The 14,807-nt window shown below is 74.6% G+C and carries 11 protein-coding genes; 1 reads left to right on the top strand and 10 read right to left on the bottom strand.

Going from position 1 to position 14,807, the window contains the following annotated elements:
• Positions 1-49 precede the first annotated feature (49 nt).
• Both secA and OF117_RS04490 read right to left on the bottom strand, forming a co-directional pair.
• Positions 50-3,133 carry a preprotein translocase subunit SecA gene (gene secA / locus OF117_RS04495; protein ID WP_318014217.1) on the bottom strand — a complete coding sequence of 1,028 codons (3,084 nt, stop codon included), beginning with the start codon at positions 3,131-3,133 and terminating at the stop codon, positions 50-52.
• 70 nt (positions 3,134-3,203) lie between these two features.
• Complete coding sequence (locus tag OF117_RS04490) at positions 3,204-3,905, bottom strand: SDR family NAD(P)-dependent oxidoreductase (RefSeq protein ID WP_263551609.1); 702 nt, start codon at positions 3,903-3,905, stop codon at positions 3,204-3,206.
• A gap of 64 nt (positions 3,906-3,969) precedes the next feature.
• On the opposite strand from OF117_RS04490, the gene OF117_RS04485 reads away from it, so the two are divergent.
• Entirely contained in the window at positions 3,970-4,362 is a 393-nt protein-coding gene (locus OF117_RS04485; RefSeq protein ID WP_263551608.1) for a pyridoxamine 5'-phosphate oxidase family protein, read from the top strand.
• Between the two features lie 89 nt (positions 4,363-4,451).
• Here OF117_RS04485 and hpf read toward each other — a convergent pair whose 3' ends face one another.
• The 8 genes from hpf to OF117_RS04445 form a co-directional block, all read right to left on the bottom strand.
• Positions 4,452-5,171 (bottom strand): ribosome hibernation-promoting factor, HPF/YfiA family, encoded by a 720-nt coding sequence (gene hpf / locus OF117_RS04480; RefSeq protein ID WP_263551607.1) that lies wholly within the window; start codon positions 5,169-5,171, stop codon positions 4,452-4,454.
• A gap of 44 nt (positions 5,172-5,215) precedes the next feature.
• Complete coding sequence (locus OF117_RS04475; protein WP_263551606.1) at positions 5,216-6,079, bottom strand: ComF family protein; 864 nt, start codon at positions 6,077-6,079, stop codon at positions 5,216-5,218.
• Positions 6,080-6,181: 102 nt separating this feature from the next.
• On the bottom strand, positions 6,182-7,909 hold the full coding sequence (locus OF117_RS04470) for an LpqB family beta-propeller domain-containing protein (RefSeq protein WP_263551605.1): 1,728 nt from the start codon (positions 7,907-7,909) through the stop codon (positions 6,182-6,184).
• A complete protein-coding gene (gene mtrB / locus OF117_RS04465) occupies positions 7,906-9,849 on the bottom strand; it encodes an MtrAB system histidine kinase MtrB (RefSeq protein WP_263551604.1) in 1,944 nt (647 codons plus the stop codon). The genes OF117_RS04470 and mtrB overlap by 4 nt, the downstream gene beginning before the upstream one ends.
• Positions 9,850-9,907: 58 nt before the next feature.
• On the bottom strand, positions 9,908-10,615 hold the full coding sequence (gene mtrA / locus OF117_RS04460) for an MtrAB system response regulator MtrA (protein ID WP_263551603.1): 708 nt from the start codon (positions 10,613-10,615) through the stop codon (positions 9,908-9,910).
• Between the two features lie 274 nt (positions 10,616-10,889).
• Entirely contained in the window at positions 10,890-12,386 is a 1,497-nt protein-coding gene (gene ahcY / locus OF117_RS04455; RefSeq protein WP_263551602.1) for an adenosylhomocysteinase, read from the bottom strand.
• A gap of 179 nt (positions 12,387-12,565) precedes the next feature.
• Positions 12,566-13,741 (bottom strand): mannose-6-phosphate isomerase, class I, encoded by a 1,176-nt coding sequence (gene manA / locus OF117_RS04450; RefSeq protein ID WP_263551601.1) that lies wholly within the window; start codon positions 13,739-13,741, stop codon positions 12,566-12,568.
• 83 nt (positions 13,742-13,824) lie between these two features.
• Complete coding sequence (locus OF117_RS04445) at positions 13,825-14,781, bottom strand: DUF808 domain-containing protein (protein ID WP_263551600.1); 957 nt, start codon at positions 14,779-14,781, stop codon at positions 13,825-13,827.
• Positions 14,782-14,807: the final 26 nt, after the last annotated feature.

Genomic DNA, 14,807 nt, shown 5'->3' with positions numbered 1-14,807 from the left:
CGCCAGGAGCGGGGAGCCGGCCAGCAGGAGGTTCCCCGGGAGTTCGCTGCTAGTGCGACGCCCCGTGGCAGAACTTGTACTTCTTGCCCGAGCCGCACGGGCAGGGGGCGTTGCGGGCCGGCTCCTTGGTGCCGGTCACCGTGGCCGTCTTGCCCGCCTTCGCCCGCCCGCCCTCGGCCGGGGAGGCGTCCAGCGACGGCGCCGAGTAGCTGAGCTTCTCGGCCGACCGGCGCTGCTCGTCCAAGCCCTTGACCGACAGCTCCGGGCCGGTGCCCGGCGCCGTGCGCCGGCCGTCCTGCGGTTCCGCGGTGGCCGGCGCGGCGGACGCCGCAGGGGCTGCAGGTGCCGCGGACGCCGCCGCGGGCGACGCCGCCGCCGGGCGGGCAGTTCCCGACCGCCGGGCCGCGGGAGCGGACGGAGTTCCTGCGGGGGCCACGCCCGGGGCGGGAGCCGACGCCGCAGGCTGGGGCGTCGCCGTCCCCGGACCGTCGCCGGCGGGAGCGGCCGCCTGCCGGGCCGCGGCCTGCTCGGCAGCGGCCTTGCGGGCGAGCACCTTGGCCGTGCCCTGCTGGGCGGCGGCCAACGCGGCCGCCTCGGCCTCGGCGGCCTTGGCCCGCGCCTCGGCCTCCTGCTGCTCCCGGGTCTTGACCTCGAGGTTGAACAGGAAGCCGACGGACTCCTCCTTGATGCCGTCGAGCATCGCGGTGAACATGTCGTAGCCCTCGCGCTGGTACTCCACGACCGGGTCGCGGTTGGCCATCGCGCGCAGGTGGATGCCGGCCCGCAGGTAGTCCATCTCGTACAGGTGCTCGCGCCACTTGCGGTCGAGCACGCTGAGCACCACGCGCCGCTCCAGCTCGCGCATGACCTCGGAACCGAGGGCCTTCTCCCGCTCCTCGTAGGCGCGGCGCACGTCGTCGAGCAGCTCGGACTTCAGCACGTCGGCGCCCAGCGCGGCCTGGTCGCCGTCGGCGACGCGGTCGAGCAGCTCCTGCTGGTCCAGGCCCACCGGGTACAGCGTCTTCAGGCTGGTCCAGAGCTGGTCGAGGTCCCAGTCCTCGGCGAAGCCGGTCTCGGTGGCCCCGTCGACGTAGGCGCCGACGACGTCGTCGATCATCGAGGCGACCTGCAGGTGCAGGTCCGCACCGTCGAGCACCTTGCGCCGCTCGTCGTAGATGACCGTGCGCTGCCGGTTGAGCACCTCGTCGTACTTCAGGACGTCCTTGCGGACCTCGAAGTTCTGCTGCTCGACCTGGGTCTGCGCCGAGCGGATCGCCCGGGTGACCATCTTCGACTCGATCGGCTGGTCGTCGGGCACCCGCAGCGTGGTCATCATCGACTCGAGCATCGGGCCGTTGAAACGGCGCATCAGGTCGTCGCCGAGGGAGAGGTAGAAGCGCGACTCCCCCGGGTCGCCCTGCCGGCCGGAGCGGCCGCGCAGCTGGTTGTCGATCCGCCGGCTCTCGTGCCGCTCGGTGCCCAGCACGTACAGCCCGCCGGCGTCGACCACCTGCTCGTGTTCGGCCGCCACCTGTTCCTTGGCCTTCGCGACGGCGTCGTCCCAGGCCGCCTCGTACTCCTCCGGCGTCTCCGACGGCGACAGCCCGCGGGCGCGCAGCCCCTCGTCGGCGATGAACTCGGGGTTGCCGCCGAGCTGGATGTCGGTGCCGCGGCCGGCCATGTTGGTGGCCACGGTGACCGCGCTCAGCCGCCCGGCCTGGGCGACGATGTGCGCCTCCCGCGCGTGGTTCTTCGCGTTCAGCACCTCGTGCGGGATGCCGCGGCGGAGCAGGAACTTCGACAGCACCTCCGACTTCTCCACGCTGGCGGTGCCGACCAGGACCGGCTGGCCGGCCTCGTGCCGCTCGGCGATGTCGTCGACCACCGCGTCGAACTTGGCCTGCTCGGTCTTGTAGATGACGTCGGAGCGGTCATCGCGGATCATCGGCCGGTTGGTCGGGATCGGGACGACGCCCAGCTTGTAGGTCTGGTGCAGCTCGGCGGCCTCGGTCTGCGCCGTGCCGGTCATGCCGGCGAGCTTCTCGTAGAGCCGGAAGTAGTTCTGCAGCGTGATCGTGGCGAGGGTCTGGTTCTCGTCCTTGATCTGCACCTTCTCCTTAGCCTCGATGGCCTGGTGCATGCCCTCGTTGTACCGGCGGCCGGCCAGCACGCGCCCGGTGAACTCGTCGACGATCAGCACCTCGCCGTTGCTGACGATGTACTGCTGGTCCCGCTTGAACAGCTCCTTGGCCTTGAGCGAGTTGTTCAGGTAGCCGATCAGCGGGGTGTTGACCGCGTCGTAGAGGTTGTCGATGCCGAGCTGGTCCTCGACGAACTCGACGCCCTCCTCGGTGATGGCGACCGTGCGCTTGGCCTCCTCCACCTCGTAGTGGACGTCGCGCTTCAGCAGCGGCGCGATGCGGGCGAACTCGCCGTACCACTTGGCGCTGGTCTCGGCCGGCCCGCTGATGATCAGCGGCGTGCGCGCCTCGTCGATGAGGATGGAGTCGACCTCGTCGACGATGGCGTAGTGGTGACCGCGCTGCACGAGGTCGGCCTTGCTCCAGGCCATGTTGTCGCGCAGGTAGTCGAAGCCGAACTCGTTGTTGGTGCCGTAGGTGATGTCGCAGGCGTACTGCTCGCGGCGGACCGCCGGTTGCTGGCCGGAGAGGATCACCCCGACGTCGAGCCCGAGGAAGCGGTGGACCCGGCCCATCATCTCGGCGTCGCGCCCGGCCAGGTAGTCGTTGACGGTGACGATGTGCACGCCCCGGCCGGTCAGCGCGTTCAGGTAGGCCGGCAGCACGCCGGTGAGGGTCTTGCCCTCACCGGTCTTCATCTCGGCGATGTTGCCGAGGTGCAGCGCGGCGCCGCCCATGATCTGCACGCGGAAGTGCCGCTGCCCGAGGGTGCGGGTGGCCGCCTCCCGGACGACGGCGAAGGTCTCGGGCAGCAGCGCGTCGAGGGTCTCGCCGTCGGCGTACCGCTGCCTGAACTCGTCGGTCTTGGCCCGCAGCTCCGCGTCGCCCAGCTCGGCGACGTCGTCGGCCAGGGACTCGACCGCGTCGGCGATCCGGTTGAGGCGGCGGAGGATCTTGCCTTCGCCGGCGCGCAGGATTCTCGAGAAGACCACGTGCCCAGACTAGGCGGCGCGGCGGCCGCCGTCCGGAGCGTCACCGGTGTCGGCGGCGGTGCCGCCGGTGTCAGCGGCGGACGAGCCGCTGCTGCGCCGGGTCGAGCACCACCTCCCGCGCCCCCTCCCGCAGCCCGTCGAGGACGGCGGCGACCACCTCGGCGCGGTCGTGCCCCTCGGGCAGCCGCGGCGGCGAGCCCGCCAGCGCCCGGTCGACCAGGCCGGTGTCGACGTGCGGCGGCCGGACGTCGAGCACGGTGATCCTCCGGCGGCGCAGTTCGCGGCGCAGCACCGATGCCCAGGCCGACAGCGCCGCCTTGCTCGCCGAGTACTCGGCCATGCCCAGGGTGGGCGCGTCGGCGACGACGGCGGACAGCAGCGCCACCGCGCCGCCGTCGGACAGGTGCGGCAGCGCGGCGCGCACGAGGCTCATCGGGGCCAGCGTGTTGACGGCGAACAGCTCCTCGGTGACGGCGTCGTCCGCGTCGGCGGCCGGCCCGAACGCGACCACGCCCCAGGCCACGACCACGGCGTCCAGCCCGCCGAGGGCCTCGGCGGCCGCGTCGACCGCCGTCCGCACCGCCTCGACGTCGACCGCGTCGGCGGCCAGGGCCGGCGCGCCGCCCAGCTCTTCGGCCACCGCCCGCAACCGGCCGTCGTCGCGCCCGGTGAGCGCCACCCGGGCGCCGGCGCCGGCCAGGGCGCGGGCCAGCTCACCGCCCAGCACCCCGGTGGCCCCGGCCACCAGCACCCGCGCTCCGTCCAGCTGCACGCGCGCCGGATGCCCCGGTCGCGGGCAATCCAATCCCACGGCACAGACGTTCTAGTCTCGCCGGGTGGCGCGCGATCCCGACGACCTGGGGGACGGCCTGCTCGCCTTCCTCACCGAGCGGCACCTGGCCACGCTGACCACGCTGCGCGCCGACGGCAGCCCGCACGTCGTCCCGGTCGGGGTCACCTACGACGCCGCGACGCGCACCGCGCGGGTGATCACCTCCGGCACCAGCGCGAAGGCGCGGCACGTGCGCGCCGGGCAGCGGCGCGTGGCCGTGTGCCAGGTCGACGGCCGGCGGTGGGTGACGCTGGAGGGCACGGCGGTGGTCCGGGACGACCCGGTCGCCGTCGCCGACGCCGAGCGCCGCTACGCCGCGCGCTACCGGCAGCCGCGGGTCAACCCCGCACGCGTGGTGCTGGAGATCTCCGTCGACCGGGTGCTCGGCAGCGCCTGAGCCGGTCGGCGTCGACCACCGTCCGCGTGGGGGTCCGGCGGCATCTCCCGCCGCGTCCCTGCACGCGGACGACGATCGACGGCGACCGGTCAGATGGTCGCGGACGCCGGCTGCTCCTGGACCGACGGGGCGTGCGACGGCTGCTGCTGGGCCGCCTGCTGGGGTGTCGAGCCGTTGAGCGGGACGTCGACGAGGCGGATGAGCCCGTAGTCGTAGGCGTGCCGCCGGTAGACCACCGTGGGCTGGCCGGTGTCGGCGCACTGGAAGAGGAAGAAGTCGTGGCCGACCAGCTCCATCTCGTGGAGGGCCTGGTCGACGGTCATGGGTGTCGCGGGATGCTGCTTCTCCCGCACGACCCGTCCGGGGAGGTGCTCGTCGAGGTCGGTGACGTGGTGCCCCTCGGCGAGCTGCCGGTCGCGGTCGAGCGCGTCGGCGACGCTCAGCTCCGGTTCCACGGTGTTACCGGTGAGCCGCACGCTGGCCGGGGTCCGCCGGCCGTGGTGCACGCGACGCCGGTCGGCCGCTCGGCGCAGCCGGTTGTCGAGCTTGCTGCAGGCGGTGTCGAGGGCCGCGTAGAAGTCCGGCGCGTCCGACTCGGCCCGGATGACGGGGCCCTTGCCGCGGAGGGTGATCTCGACGCGCTGGCAGTGCGCCGACTGACGCGGGTTCTTCTCGTGGAACAGCTCCACGTCGACGCGGAGGATCTTCAGCTTGCCGTCGAACCGGTCGAGCTGGCCGACCTTGTCCTCGACGTGCTGTCGGTAGTGCTCGGGGACTTCGACGTTGCGGCCACGGACCACGATCTCCATGAGACCTCCCGGTGGTACGGGTGTGACCGCTTCGACGCTAGTCGTTACCCGCCGGTCCCGACAGTCGACCGACGGGGGGACCCGGACGGCGCGGGACAACCTGCAGGTGGGTCGCCGGAGCCCGGCCCGGGACCCGGGCCGGGCGCCCGCCTGGGAGTCGCCGCCACCACCGCCGCGAGCACCGGCGGGCCCGGCCGCGTGCGGGCGGCGCCGAGCGTCGCGGCCGCCTCGGTCAGCGTCGCGCCGCTGCTCACGACGTCGTCGACGACCACCAGCAGGGCGCCGGCCGGTACGGGCGCGCGGACGGTGAAGGTCCCGGCGAGGTTGGCGCGGCGCTGCGCGGCCGACAGGCCGGTGGAGTCCCGCACGCGGCCGGTGCGGCCGAGCAGCCGCGCCGAACCGGCGGGCACGCCGGCGGCGCGCAGCTCCGCCACCGCGCGGACGGCGAGCTCCCGCACGTGGTCCCGCCCGCGCGAGCGCAGCGCCGCGGCGGAGCCGGGCACCGGCACCAGCAGCAGCGGGGCGGGGATGCCGGCCGGTCCCGGGCCGGGGACGCCGGCGGCGACGGCCGCGGCGGCGAGCGCGAGCGCGGTCCCCAACGGGCCGGCCAGCTCGGCCCGGCCGCGCTCCTTGAAGGCCACGACCGCCGGGCGGACCCGGCCGGCGTAGGCGCCGGCGGCCACGGTCGGCGGGAAGCCCTCGGGGAACCGCCGGGGCGTCGCCAGGCGCGGCGCTGCCAGCCCCGCGGCGCACGCACGGCACAGCACCGCGCCCGGCACGCCGCAGCCGGCGCAGGTGCGGGGCAGCACGAGGTCGACGAGCGGGCCGACGACCAGCTCGCCCACCGCGCGGAGCACCGCGCGGACGGCCTCCGCCCCGTCCCGGGCCGTGCCGCGCGGGACCGCCACGGCGCCCATCCTGGTCGGCGGCGCCGCCGCGGGGCACCACCGTCCCGGCGCCTGTGGACGCGCCGCGGTGGCCCCCTGGTCGACGCGGATCGGAGACGCGGGTCAGAGCGGGAAGAACGGCTGCGCGCCCGGCACGGGCTCGGCACCGGGGCGCAGGGTCGCCCACGAGCCGCCGGAGCGCTGCCAGATGGCGCCTCCGGCGCTGACCAGCGGCTGGCGGGTGGGTGCGGCGGCGATGGACTCCGGCTGGCTGGGCAGCCCGGACGTCGCCACGTCGGTCAGCCCCCACCCGTCGACGCCCACCGCGTACGGCACGATGCGCTCCTCGCTCGCGTCACCGGCCAGCACGAGCAGGCTGCCGCTGTCCTGCCAGGCCACGTCGACCACCTGGTTGAGCGAGGGCGCCACCTGGCGCAGGTCGCGGAGCGCGACGCCGCCGTCCTCACCGCGGACGACGGTGCCCACGTACAGCCGCCGGCCCTGCCCCCCGTCGACGACCACGGCGGCGCGGACGCCGTCCGGTGACAGCTGCAGCGCCGTCGCCCGGCCCAGCCCCTCCAACGTCGTGGCGGTCACCGGCTGCGGGTTCGCCCCGGCCGGCACCCGGACGACCTCGCGGCCGTCGCGGACCGCCCACGCCTCCTCCCGCGTGCCGGCGACCGTGGGCACGGTCAGCGAGCCGCCGTCCAGCACGGAGGCCAGGGTGCCGCCGTACGGCCCGGCGAGCAGGGACTGCCCGCCGCCCTCCCTGGGAACCACCCCCACGAGGAACGACAGCGCGTCGGTGCGCGCGTCGGCCGACACCGCGGCGCTGCTGAGCGGGTAGGCGCCCTCGCCGGCGGGGCCGGGTGCCGGCTCCCCGCGGGTGACCGTCCGCAGCACGCCGCCGTCGACGTAGTGGCCCACGCCGTCGACCGGGACGGCGTCGGGGTCGAACGAGGCCCAGTCGTCGACGGTCTGCTGGGCCGGCACGCCGTCGATGCGCATCCGCTCGCCGTCGACGGTGAGCAGCACCTGGCGGATGCGGGCGCCGCCGAGCGTCCAGACGATCTGCGCGGAGACCTCCGACAGCAGCGGCGCCGGGTCGGTCGGCAGCTCGGTCAGGTCGACGACGGCGGTCTGCCCCTCGACGGTGACGCTCCGGCGCAGGCTGGCGCCGGCCAGCGCGTTCCGCACGCCGGGCGCCAGCGCCGGGGACGGGCCGTCGAGCAGCCGCTGGACCAGCGCGTTCGGCTGGGCGTCCCCGGCGATGAGGTACCGCGGATCGGGCACGACGCGCTGGCCGGTCGGGTCGACGAAGTACACCGCCCGCTCGTCGTAGAGCCGCTGGAAGTCCTGCTCGAGCATGAGCAGCCCCTCGGGCGGGTCGGTGATCCGCCACTCCCCCTCGACCTCGACCAGGCTGAAGTCGCGCGTCAGCGGCTCGACGCCGACGTCGAAGACGCCGCGCTCGTCGACGGTGCCGACGACGGTGGCCGTCATCCGCACGCGCCCGAGCGCGGTGGTCACGGTCGCGTAGTCGGGCCCGAGGACGGTGATGCCGGCGTCGTCGGACCACGTCGCCGCCGCCTCGGGGGCCAGGTGCTCGCGGGCGATCGGGTGCCCGCGCACCGTGCTCGCGGCGGCGTCGACGAAGCCGGCGACGACGTCCTCGGGCGAGGCGCCCGGCTCCGGCGACAGCGGCTCGATGCCGACCTCGGCCTCCGGGCGGGACGGCGCCTGCGTGATCTGCACCGTCGGGGAGTCGGTCGGCACGGTGGAACAGCCGGTCGTCCCGAGCAGCACCGCCAGCAGCGCCAGCGCCGGACGGCGGCCGGGCCGACGGGTCACCGGTAGGTCCTCTCGGTGGGCGCGCTCGCCGCGACGCCGTCGCGGTCGAGTCCGTCGCCACCGGGTCCGTCGCCACCGGGTCCGTCGCCACCGGGTCCGTCGCCGGAGCGGCCGTCGAGGGCGCGGTCGTCGTGGGCGCGGTCGTCGTGGGCGCGGTCGTCGTGGGCGCGGTCGCGGGAGCCGGCCGCGGCGGGGACCGCTCCTGCCGGCCTCGCCCCGGGGACCACTCCTCCCGACGTCCCGGCGGCGTCGGCGGTCCCGGTCCGCCCCGGTCCGGGACCGGCGTCCGCGCCCGGCTGCCGGCGCTGCACCACCGGTCGCAGCGGCAGCGGCGAACTGGTGAGGTCGCCGCCGGCGCGCAGCGGCACGGTGAGCCGGAACTGCGCCCCGGCGCCGGGCTGCCCCCACACCTGCAGCCAGCCGCCGTGCAGCCGGGCGTCCTCGAGGCTGATCGACAGGCCCAGGCCGCTGCCCCCGGCCGTGCGCACGCGCGAGGGGTCGGCCCGCCAGAAGCGGTCGAAGACGTGCTGCGCCTCCACCGAGCTCAGGCCCACACCGTGGTCGCGGACGGTCACCGCCGCCGCCGTCCGGTTGGCCGCCAGCGTGATCTCGACCGGTTCGCCCGCCCCGTGCTCGACGGCGTTGCCGACCAGGTTGCGCAGGATCCGGGAGACCCGGCGGGCGTCGACCTCGGCGATGACGGGCTCGTCCGGGACGTCGACCACCAGCTCGCACTCGTGCCGCGCGGCCAGGGCCGCCATGCCGTCGACGGTGCGCCGGAGCAGGGCACCGAGGTCGGTGGCCTCCGAGTCGAGCACCGCCGCGCCCGCGTCGTAGCGGCTGATCTCGAGCAGGTCGGTCAGCAGGCTCTCGAAGCGGTCCAGCTCGGCCCGCAGCAGCTCCGCGGAGCGGGCCACGTGCGGGGGGAAGTCGCCGCGGGACTCGTGCAGCACGTCGGCGGCCATCTGCACCGTGGTCAGCGGCGTGCGCAGCTCGTGCGAGACGTCGGAGGTGAAGCGCTGCTGCAGCTGCGACAGGCCCTCGAGCTGGGTGATCTGCCGCTGCAGGCTGTCGGCCATGGCGTTGAAGCTGGTGGCCAGCCGAGCCAGCTCGTCCTCGCCGCGCACCGCCATCCGCTCCTCGAGCTGCCCCTCGGCCAGCCGCTGCGCCGTGCCGGCCGCCTGCCGGACCGGGTCGACGACCAGCCGGGTGACCAGCACGCCGATGCCGACGACGAACAGGGTCAGCGCGACGCCGCTGATGACGACGGTGCTGCGGATCAGCGACAGGCTCTCCGCCTCCTGGTCCAGCGGGAAGGCGTAGTACAGCTCGATCCGCTCGCCGCCGGGCACCTCGCTGGGGACCGGTGCCCCGACCACCAGCGTCGGCCGCGGTTCCCCGGCGCGGTCGGGGATCATCGCGTACTTGTACGACTGGTTGCCCGCCTCGACGTCGGCGCGCAGGTCGTCCGGCAGGGCCTGGTAGACGAACCGGCGGCTGCTGGCCGGGCGCTCGATGTCGCCGGTGCGGTAGGTCATCACGACGTCGAAGTCGCCGGCCGCGCCGCCGCGGTTGAGCAGGGCCTTGACCGTGCTGTCCAGCGTCGCGCGCACGGTGGGCGCGTCTCCGGTGGCGATGCCGGCGACCTCGCTCTGCGCGTAGGAGACGCCGGTCTGCACCTGGTCGACGGCGGCGTCCCGCTTGACCCGCAGCAGCTGGTCGCGGATCTGGCTGAACAGCACCAGGCTGACGATGACCACGACCGTGCCGGCCACGACGGTGGTGATGGCACCGACCCGGACCTGCAGCGACGACCGCCACAGGCGGAGCAGCCGGGTCGAGACCCGCCGGCTCCAGCGCCGGGCGCGTCCGGCGTGGCGGCGCACTCCGCCGGCCGCCGTCCCCGCCCGACGGAGCCGCCGGGTCTCCGTCACGGACACCGGGTCACGGCGCCGCGATCCGACCTCCCGACCTCCCGGCGCGACCTCGCGGGCGCGGTCACGGCGGCCCCGCCTTGTACCCCACGCCGCGCACCGTCAGCACCACCTCGGGCTTCTCCGGGTCACGCTCGATCTTGGCGCGCAGCCGCTGCACGTGGACGTTGACCAGCCGCGTGTCGGCGGCGTGCCGGTAGCCCCACACCTGCTCGAGCAGCAGCTCGCGGGTGAACACCTGGCGTGGCTTGCGGGCCAGGGCCACCAGCAGGTCGAACTCCAGCGGCGTGAGCGCGATCGGCACGCCGTCCCGGGTCACCTGGTGGGCGGGCACGTCGATCTGCACGTCGCCGATGCCCAGCGTCTCGGCCTGCCCGGTCTCGCCGCGCCGCAGCTGCGCGCGCACCCGCGCGACGAGCTCCACGGGCTTGAAGGGCTTGGTGACGTAGTCGTCGGCGCCGGCCTCCAGGCCCTGGACGACGTCGATCGTGTCGCCCTTGGCGGTGAGCATCACGATGGGCACGGTCGACTGGGTGCGGATGTCCTGGCAGATCTGCAGGCCGTTGCGGCCGGGCAGCATCAGGTCGAGCAGCACCAGGTCGGGACGGGTCTGCAGGAAGACGCCGACCGCGCGGTTGCCGTCGGAGACGAAGGCGGGTTCGTACCCCTCGCGCCGCAGCACGATGCCGAGCATCTCGGCGAGGGCGGCGTCGTCGTCGACGACCAGGACACGGCCGCGGCTGGGCCCGTTCTGCGGAGCGGTAGGTGGCACGGGCCCATTCTGCGCCGGTCAGCGCCGGGGGTGGCCCACCCGGCCGGGTGAGCCCCCCAGGTCGGGGCGAGCCTGGCCCCGGTGACGTCCTGGAACGGCCCACCTGCCGGGCCCCGCCCCGGCCCCCTTCCAGGGGCCCGCCCTGAGCCGGTGAGGGTGTGGACCGGCCCCCTGCAGGGCCCCGCCGCGAGCCCGGTGACGCACTGGAACGGCCCCCTTCCAGGGCCCCGCCCTGAGCCTGCGAAGGGTGGGGAGGAAGGGGGTCCTTCTACTTTCAGTAGCGGTAGTGGTCGCTCTTGAACGGGCCCTCCACCGGCACGCCCAGGTAGTCGGCCTGCACCTTGGTCAGCTCGGTCAGCTTCACGCCGAGCGCGTCGAGGTGCAGCCGGGCCACGTGCTCGTCGAGCCTCTTGGGCAGCACGGTGACCGTGGGCGCCTGCCCGGCGTACGCGGCGCGGTTGGTCCAGAGCTCGATCTGGGCGAGCACCTGGTTGGAGAACGACGCGCTCATCACGAAGCTCGGGTGCCCGGTGGCGTTGCCCAGGTTCAGCAGGCGGCCCTCGGAGAGCACGATGATCGTGTGGCCGTCGGCGAACCGCCACTCGTCGACCTGCGGCTTGACCGTCGTCCGCCGGATGCCCGGGGTGCGGGCCAGGCCGGCCATGTCGATCTCGTTGTCGAAGTGCCCGATGTTGCCGACGATCGCCTGGTGCTTGGTCCGGGCGAGCTGCTCGGCGGTGATGATGTCGCGGTTGCCGGTGGCCGTGACGATGATGTCGGCCCGGCCGATCACCTCGTCGAGGGTGCTCACCTCGTAGCCGTGCATGGCCGCCTGCAGCGCGCAGATCGGGTCGATCTCGGTGACGATCACACGGGCGCCCTGGCCGCGGAGCGCCTCGGCGCAGCCCTTGCCGACGTCGCCGTAGCCGCAGATCACCGCGACCTTGCCGCCGATCATCACGTCTGTGGCCCGGTTGATGCCGTCGATCAGCGAGTGCCGGCAGCCGTAGAGGTTGTCGAACTTGCTCTTGGTGACCGAGTCGTTGACGTTGATCGCCGGGAACAGCAGCCGGCCGTCGCGGGCCAGCTCGTAGAGCCGCATGACGCCGGTCGTGGTCTCCTCGGTCACGCCCTGGATGCCCTGCCCGATGCGGGTCCACCGCTGCGGGTCCTCGGCCAGGCTCGTCCGCAGCGCGGCCAGGATGACCGCGTACTCCTCGCTGTCGGCGTCCGTGGTGTCCGGGACGGCGCCGTCGGCCTCGAACCGGGTGCCCAGGTGCACCAGCAGCGTGGCGTCACCGCCGTCGTCCAGGAGCATGTTGGGCCCGACGACCTCGCCGGCCTCGTCGCGGAACTCGAACAGCCGCTGGGTGGCCCACCAGTACTCCTCGAGCGTCTCGCCCTTCCAGGCGAACACCGGCGTGCCGGTGGGGCGCTCGGGGGTGCCACCGCTGGACTCGGGGCCGACGACGACCGCCGCGGCGGCGTGGTCCTGGGTGGAGAAGATGTTGCAGCTCACCCACCGGACGTCGGCGCCGAGAGCGCGCAGCGTCTCGATGAGGACGGCGGTCTGCACGGTCATGTGCAGGGAGCCGGCGATGCGGGCGCCGGCCAGCGGCTGGGCGTCGCCGTACTCGGCGCGCAGGGCCATGAGGCCGGGCATCTCGTGCTCGGCGAGGGTGATCTCCTTGCGGCCGAAGCCGGCGAGGGAGAGGTCGGCGACGCGGAAGTCGGCGTCGGTGAGCACGCGGGGGGCGGTGGGGGCGGTCATGTCGCTCCAGGGTCCGGCCCGGCGCCGGAGCCGGGCCTGCTATCGGATGCGGGTCGCTGCGATCCCCGCCGGAGCGGGGAGAGCGAGCATGCCGAGGCTTCGGCGGGGCTCGTGCCGCCGTCCAGCCTAGCGCCTGATGCCGCCCGGTGCGGCCCCCTCACGGGAGGAGCGGGCCGTCCTCAGCCCAGGTTCGTGGTCGCCCGGAAGAGGACGGCGGGACCGCGGGCGGACAGCGCCGCGCCCGCCGGCACGAACGCCGAGCAGCCCTTGTCGAGCACCAGGTCACCGCCGGCCGAGGTGAGCACCGCCCGGCCCTCGGTGCACAGCAGCAGCTGCGGGCCCCGCGTGGTCAGCGTGCCGGTCTGGTGGTCGAGCTGGCAGCGGGTGAGGTCGAAGTCGGCGACCGGCACGGGGTAGCGCAGCCCGCCGGGGCCGAGCACGGGGTGCAGCACCGGGATGCGGCCGTCGGAGAAGTCCAGCACCTCGATCAGCGCCGCCAGGTCGACGTGCTTGGCGGTCAGCCCGCCGCGCAGCACGTTGTCCGAGCTGGCCATGACCTCGATGCCGGCGCCGGAGAGGTAGGCGTGCAGGTTGCCGGCCGGCAGGTACACCGCCTCGCCGGGGGCCAGCTTGAGGTGGTTGCACATCAGCGAGATCACCACGCCGGCGTCGCCCGGGTAGGTCTTGGCCAGCGTGGTCGCCCAGCGGTAGGTGTTGATGAACTCCGGGTCGGCGGCGGCCACGAACCGGCCGGCCGCCTCGGCCACCGCGCCCACCAGCTCGGTGCGGCGCCGGCCGGACAGCGCCAGCAGCTGCGGGATGGCCGCCCGCAGCCCGCGCCGGGCCAGCGCGGCGATGGTCGGCTTGAGCTCGGGCACCTGCAGCTTGGCCAGGCAGTGCAGCGACTCCTCCACCGGCCGGAAGCCGCACAGCGCCTCGAAGGTGGTCAGCGCGTAGAGCAGCTCCGGCTTGTGGAACGGGTCCTTGAAGGTGCGCGTCGGGTCGTGGTGCGGGATCCCGGCCGCCTCCTCCGCGGCGAAGCCCGCCTCGGCCTGCGCCGTCGTCGGGTGCGCCTGCAGCGACAGCGGGGTGTCGGCGGCCAGCACCTTGAGCAGGAACGGCAGCCGCGCCCCGAACCGGTCGGCGACGTCCGGGCCGAGCAGCTCGGCCGGCCGCGCGACGATCGCCTTGTCGAGCGGCGTGCCGTCGGAGAGCACGCTCGGCTCGTCGGGGTGGGCGCCCACCCAGAGCTCCGCGTGGGGGCGGTCGGCCGGGGACGGCTGCCCCAGCAGGTCCGGGATGACCGTCCGGCTACCCCACGGGTAGTACCGGACCGCACTGGTGAGCTGCCACATCGTCCCCGCAGGCTACGGGGGCGGCCGCGATCCGAGAACCGTGCGCGCTCCCGCGTGCGACGGATCTCACCCGCTCGGGCCGGTCAGTGCGCCCCGGCCTCCCCCGCCTTGCCGGCCTGGCGGCGGTGCCAGGTGAAGCTGCCGACGAGGACGACCAGTGCCCCGACGACGAGGCCGAGCAGGGCGCTGGCCAGCGTGTCGACCAGCCAGGTCACCAGTCCACCGAGCGCCCCGGTGGCTTCCGCTGCCGCCTCCTCCAGGTGGTGCACGGTGTCGTACAGGAACGTCAGCCCCAGCTCGTCGGAGCCCACCAGCAGGATGTGCCCGCCGACCCAGAGCATCGCCGCGATGCCGACCGCGGTGAGGACGGCGAGCAGCCGCGGCATCGCCTTGACCAGGCCCCGGCCCAGCGCGGCGACGGCCTTCCCGGGGCGCTCGGACAGGTTCAGCCCGACGTCGTCCATCTTCACGATGAGGCCGACCACGCCGTACACCAGCACGGTGATGCCGACCGCGACGACCGCGAGGATCGCCGCGCGGGACCAGAACCCCTCGTCGACCACCTCGTTGAGGGAGATGACCATGATCTCCGCGGAGAGGATGAAGTCGGTGCGCACGGCCCCCGACACCACCGTGTCCTCGTCCGGCAGCGCCTGCTCGCCCGCGCCGTGGGCGGCATGGCCCCCGCCCAGCTTCTCCCAGACCTTCTCCGCGCCCTCGTAGCAGAGGTAGGCGCCGCCGAGCATGAGGATCGGGGTGAGCAGGAACGGCAGGAACTGGCTGAGCACCAGCACCGCGGGCAGGATGACGAGCAGCTTGTTGCGCAGCGAGCCGACCGCGATGCGCCGGATGATCGGCAGCTCGCGCTCGGCGGCCAGGCCGTGCACGTACTGCGGCGTCACGGCGGTGTCGTCCACGACGACGCCGGCCGCCTTCGCGCTGGCCCGCCCGGCAGCGGCCCCGATGTCGTCGACGGAGGCGGCGGCCGCGCGGGCCAGCGTCGCCACGTCGTCGAAGAGCGCTGCCAGTCCACCTGCCATGGGGGGTCCTCCCGGTTCCGGTCAGC

The organism is Geodermatophilus sp. YIM 151500 (assembly GCF_025716945.1).
Lineage (GTDB): Bacteria > Actinomycetota > Actinomycetes > Mycobacteriales > Geodermatophilaceae > YIM-151500.
The sequence above is the reverse complement of the archived record's forward strand: the minus strand, read 5'-3'. Positions and strand labels throughout refer to the sequence as shown.

What these genes read in the sequence shown, in the direction of transcription:
- hpf (WP_263551607.1), bottom strand. Translation starts at nt 5,171, where the DNA reads ATGGAGATCGTGGTCCGTGGCCGCAACGTCGAAGTCCCCGAGCACTAC.
- ahcY (WP_263551602.1), bottom strand. Translation starts at nt 12,386, where the DNA reads ATGACCGCCCCCACCGCCCCCCGCGTGCTCACCGACGCCGACTTCCGC.
- manA (WP_263551601.1), bottom strand. Translation starts at nt 13,741, where the DNA reads ATGTGGCAGCTCACCAGTGCGGTCCGGTACTACCCGTGGGGTAGCCGG.
- OF117_RS04445 (WP_263551600.1), bottom strand. Translation starts at nt 14,781, where the DNA reads ATGGCAGGTGGACTGGCAGCGCTCTTCGACGACGTGGCGACGCTGGCC.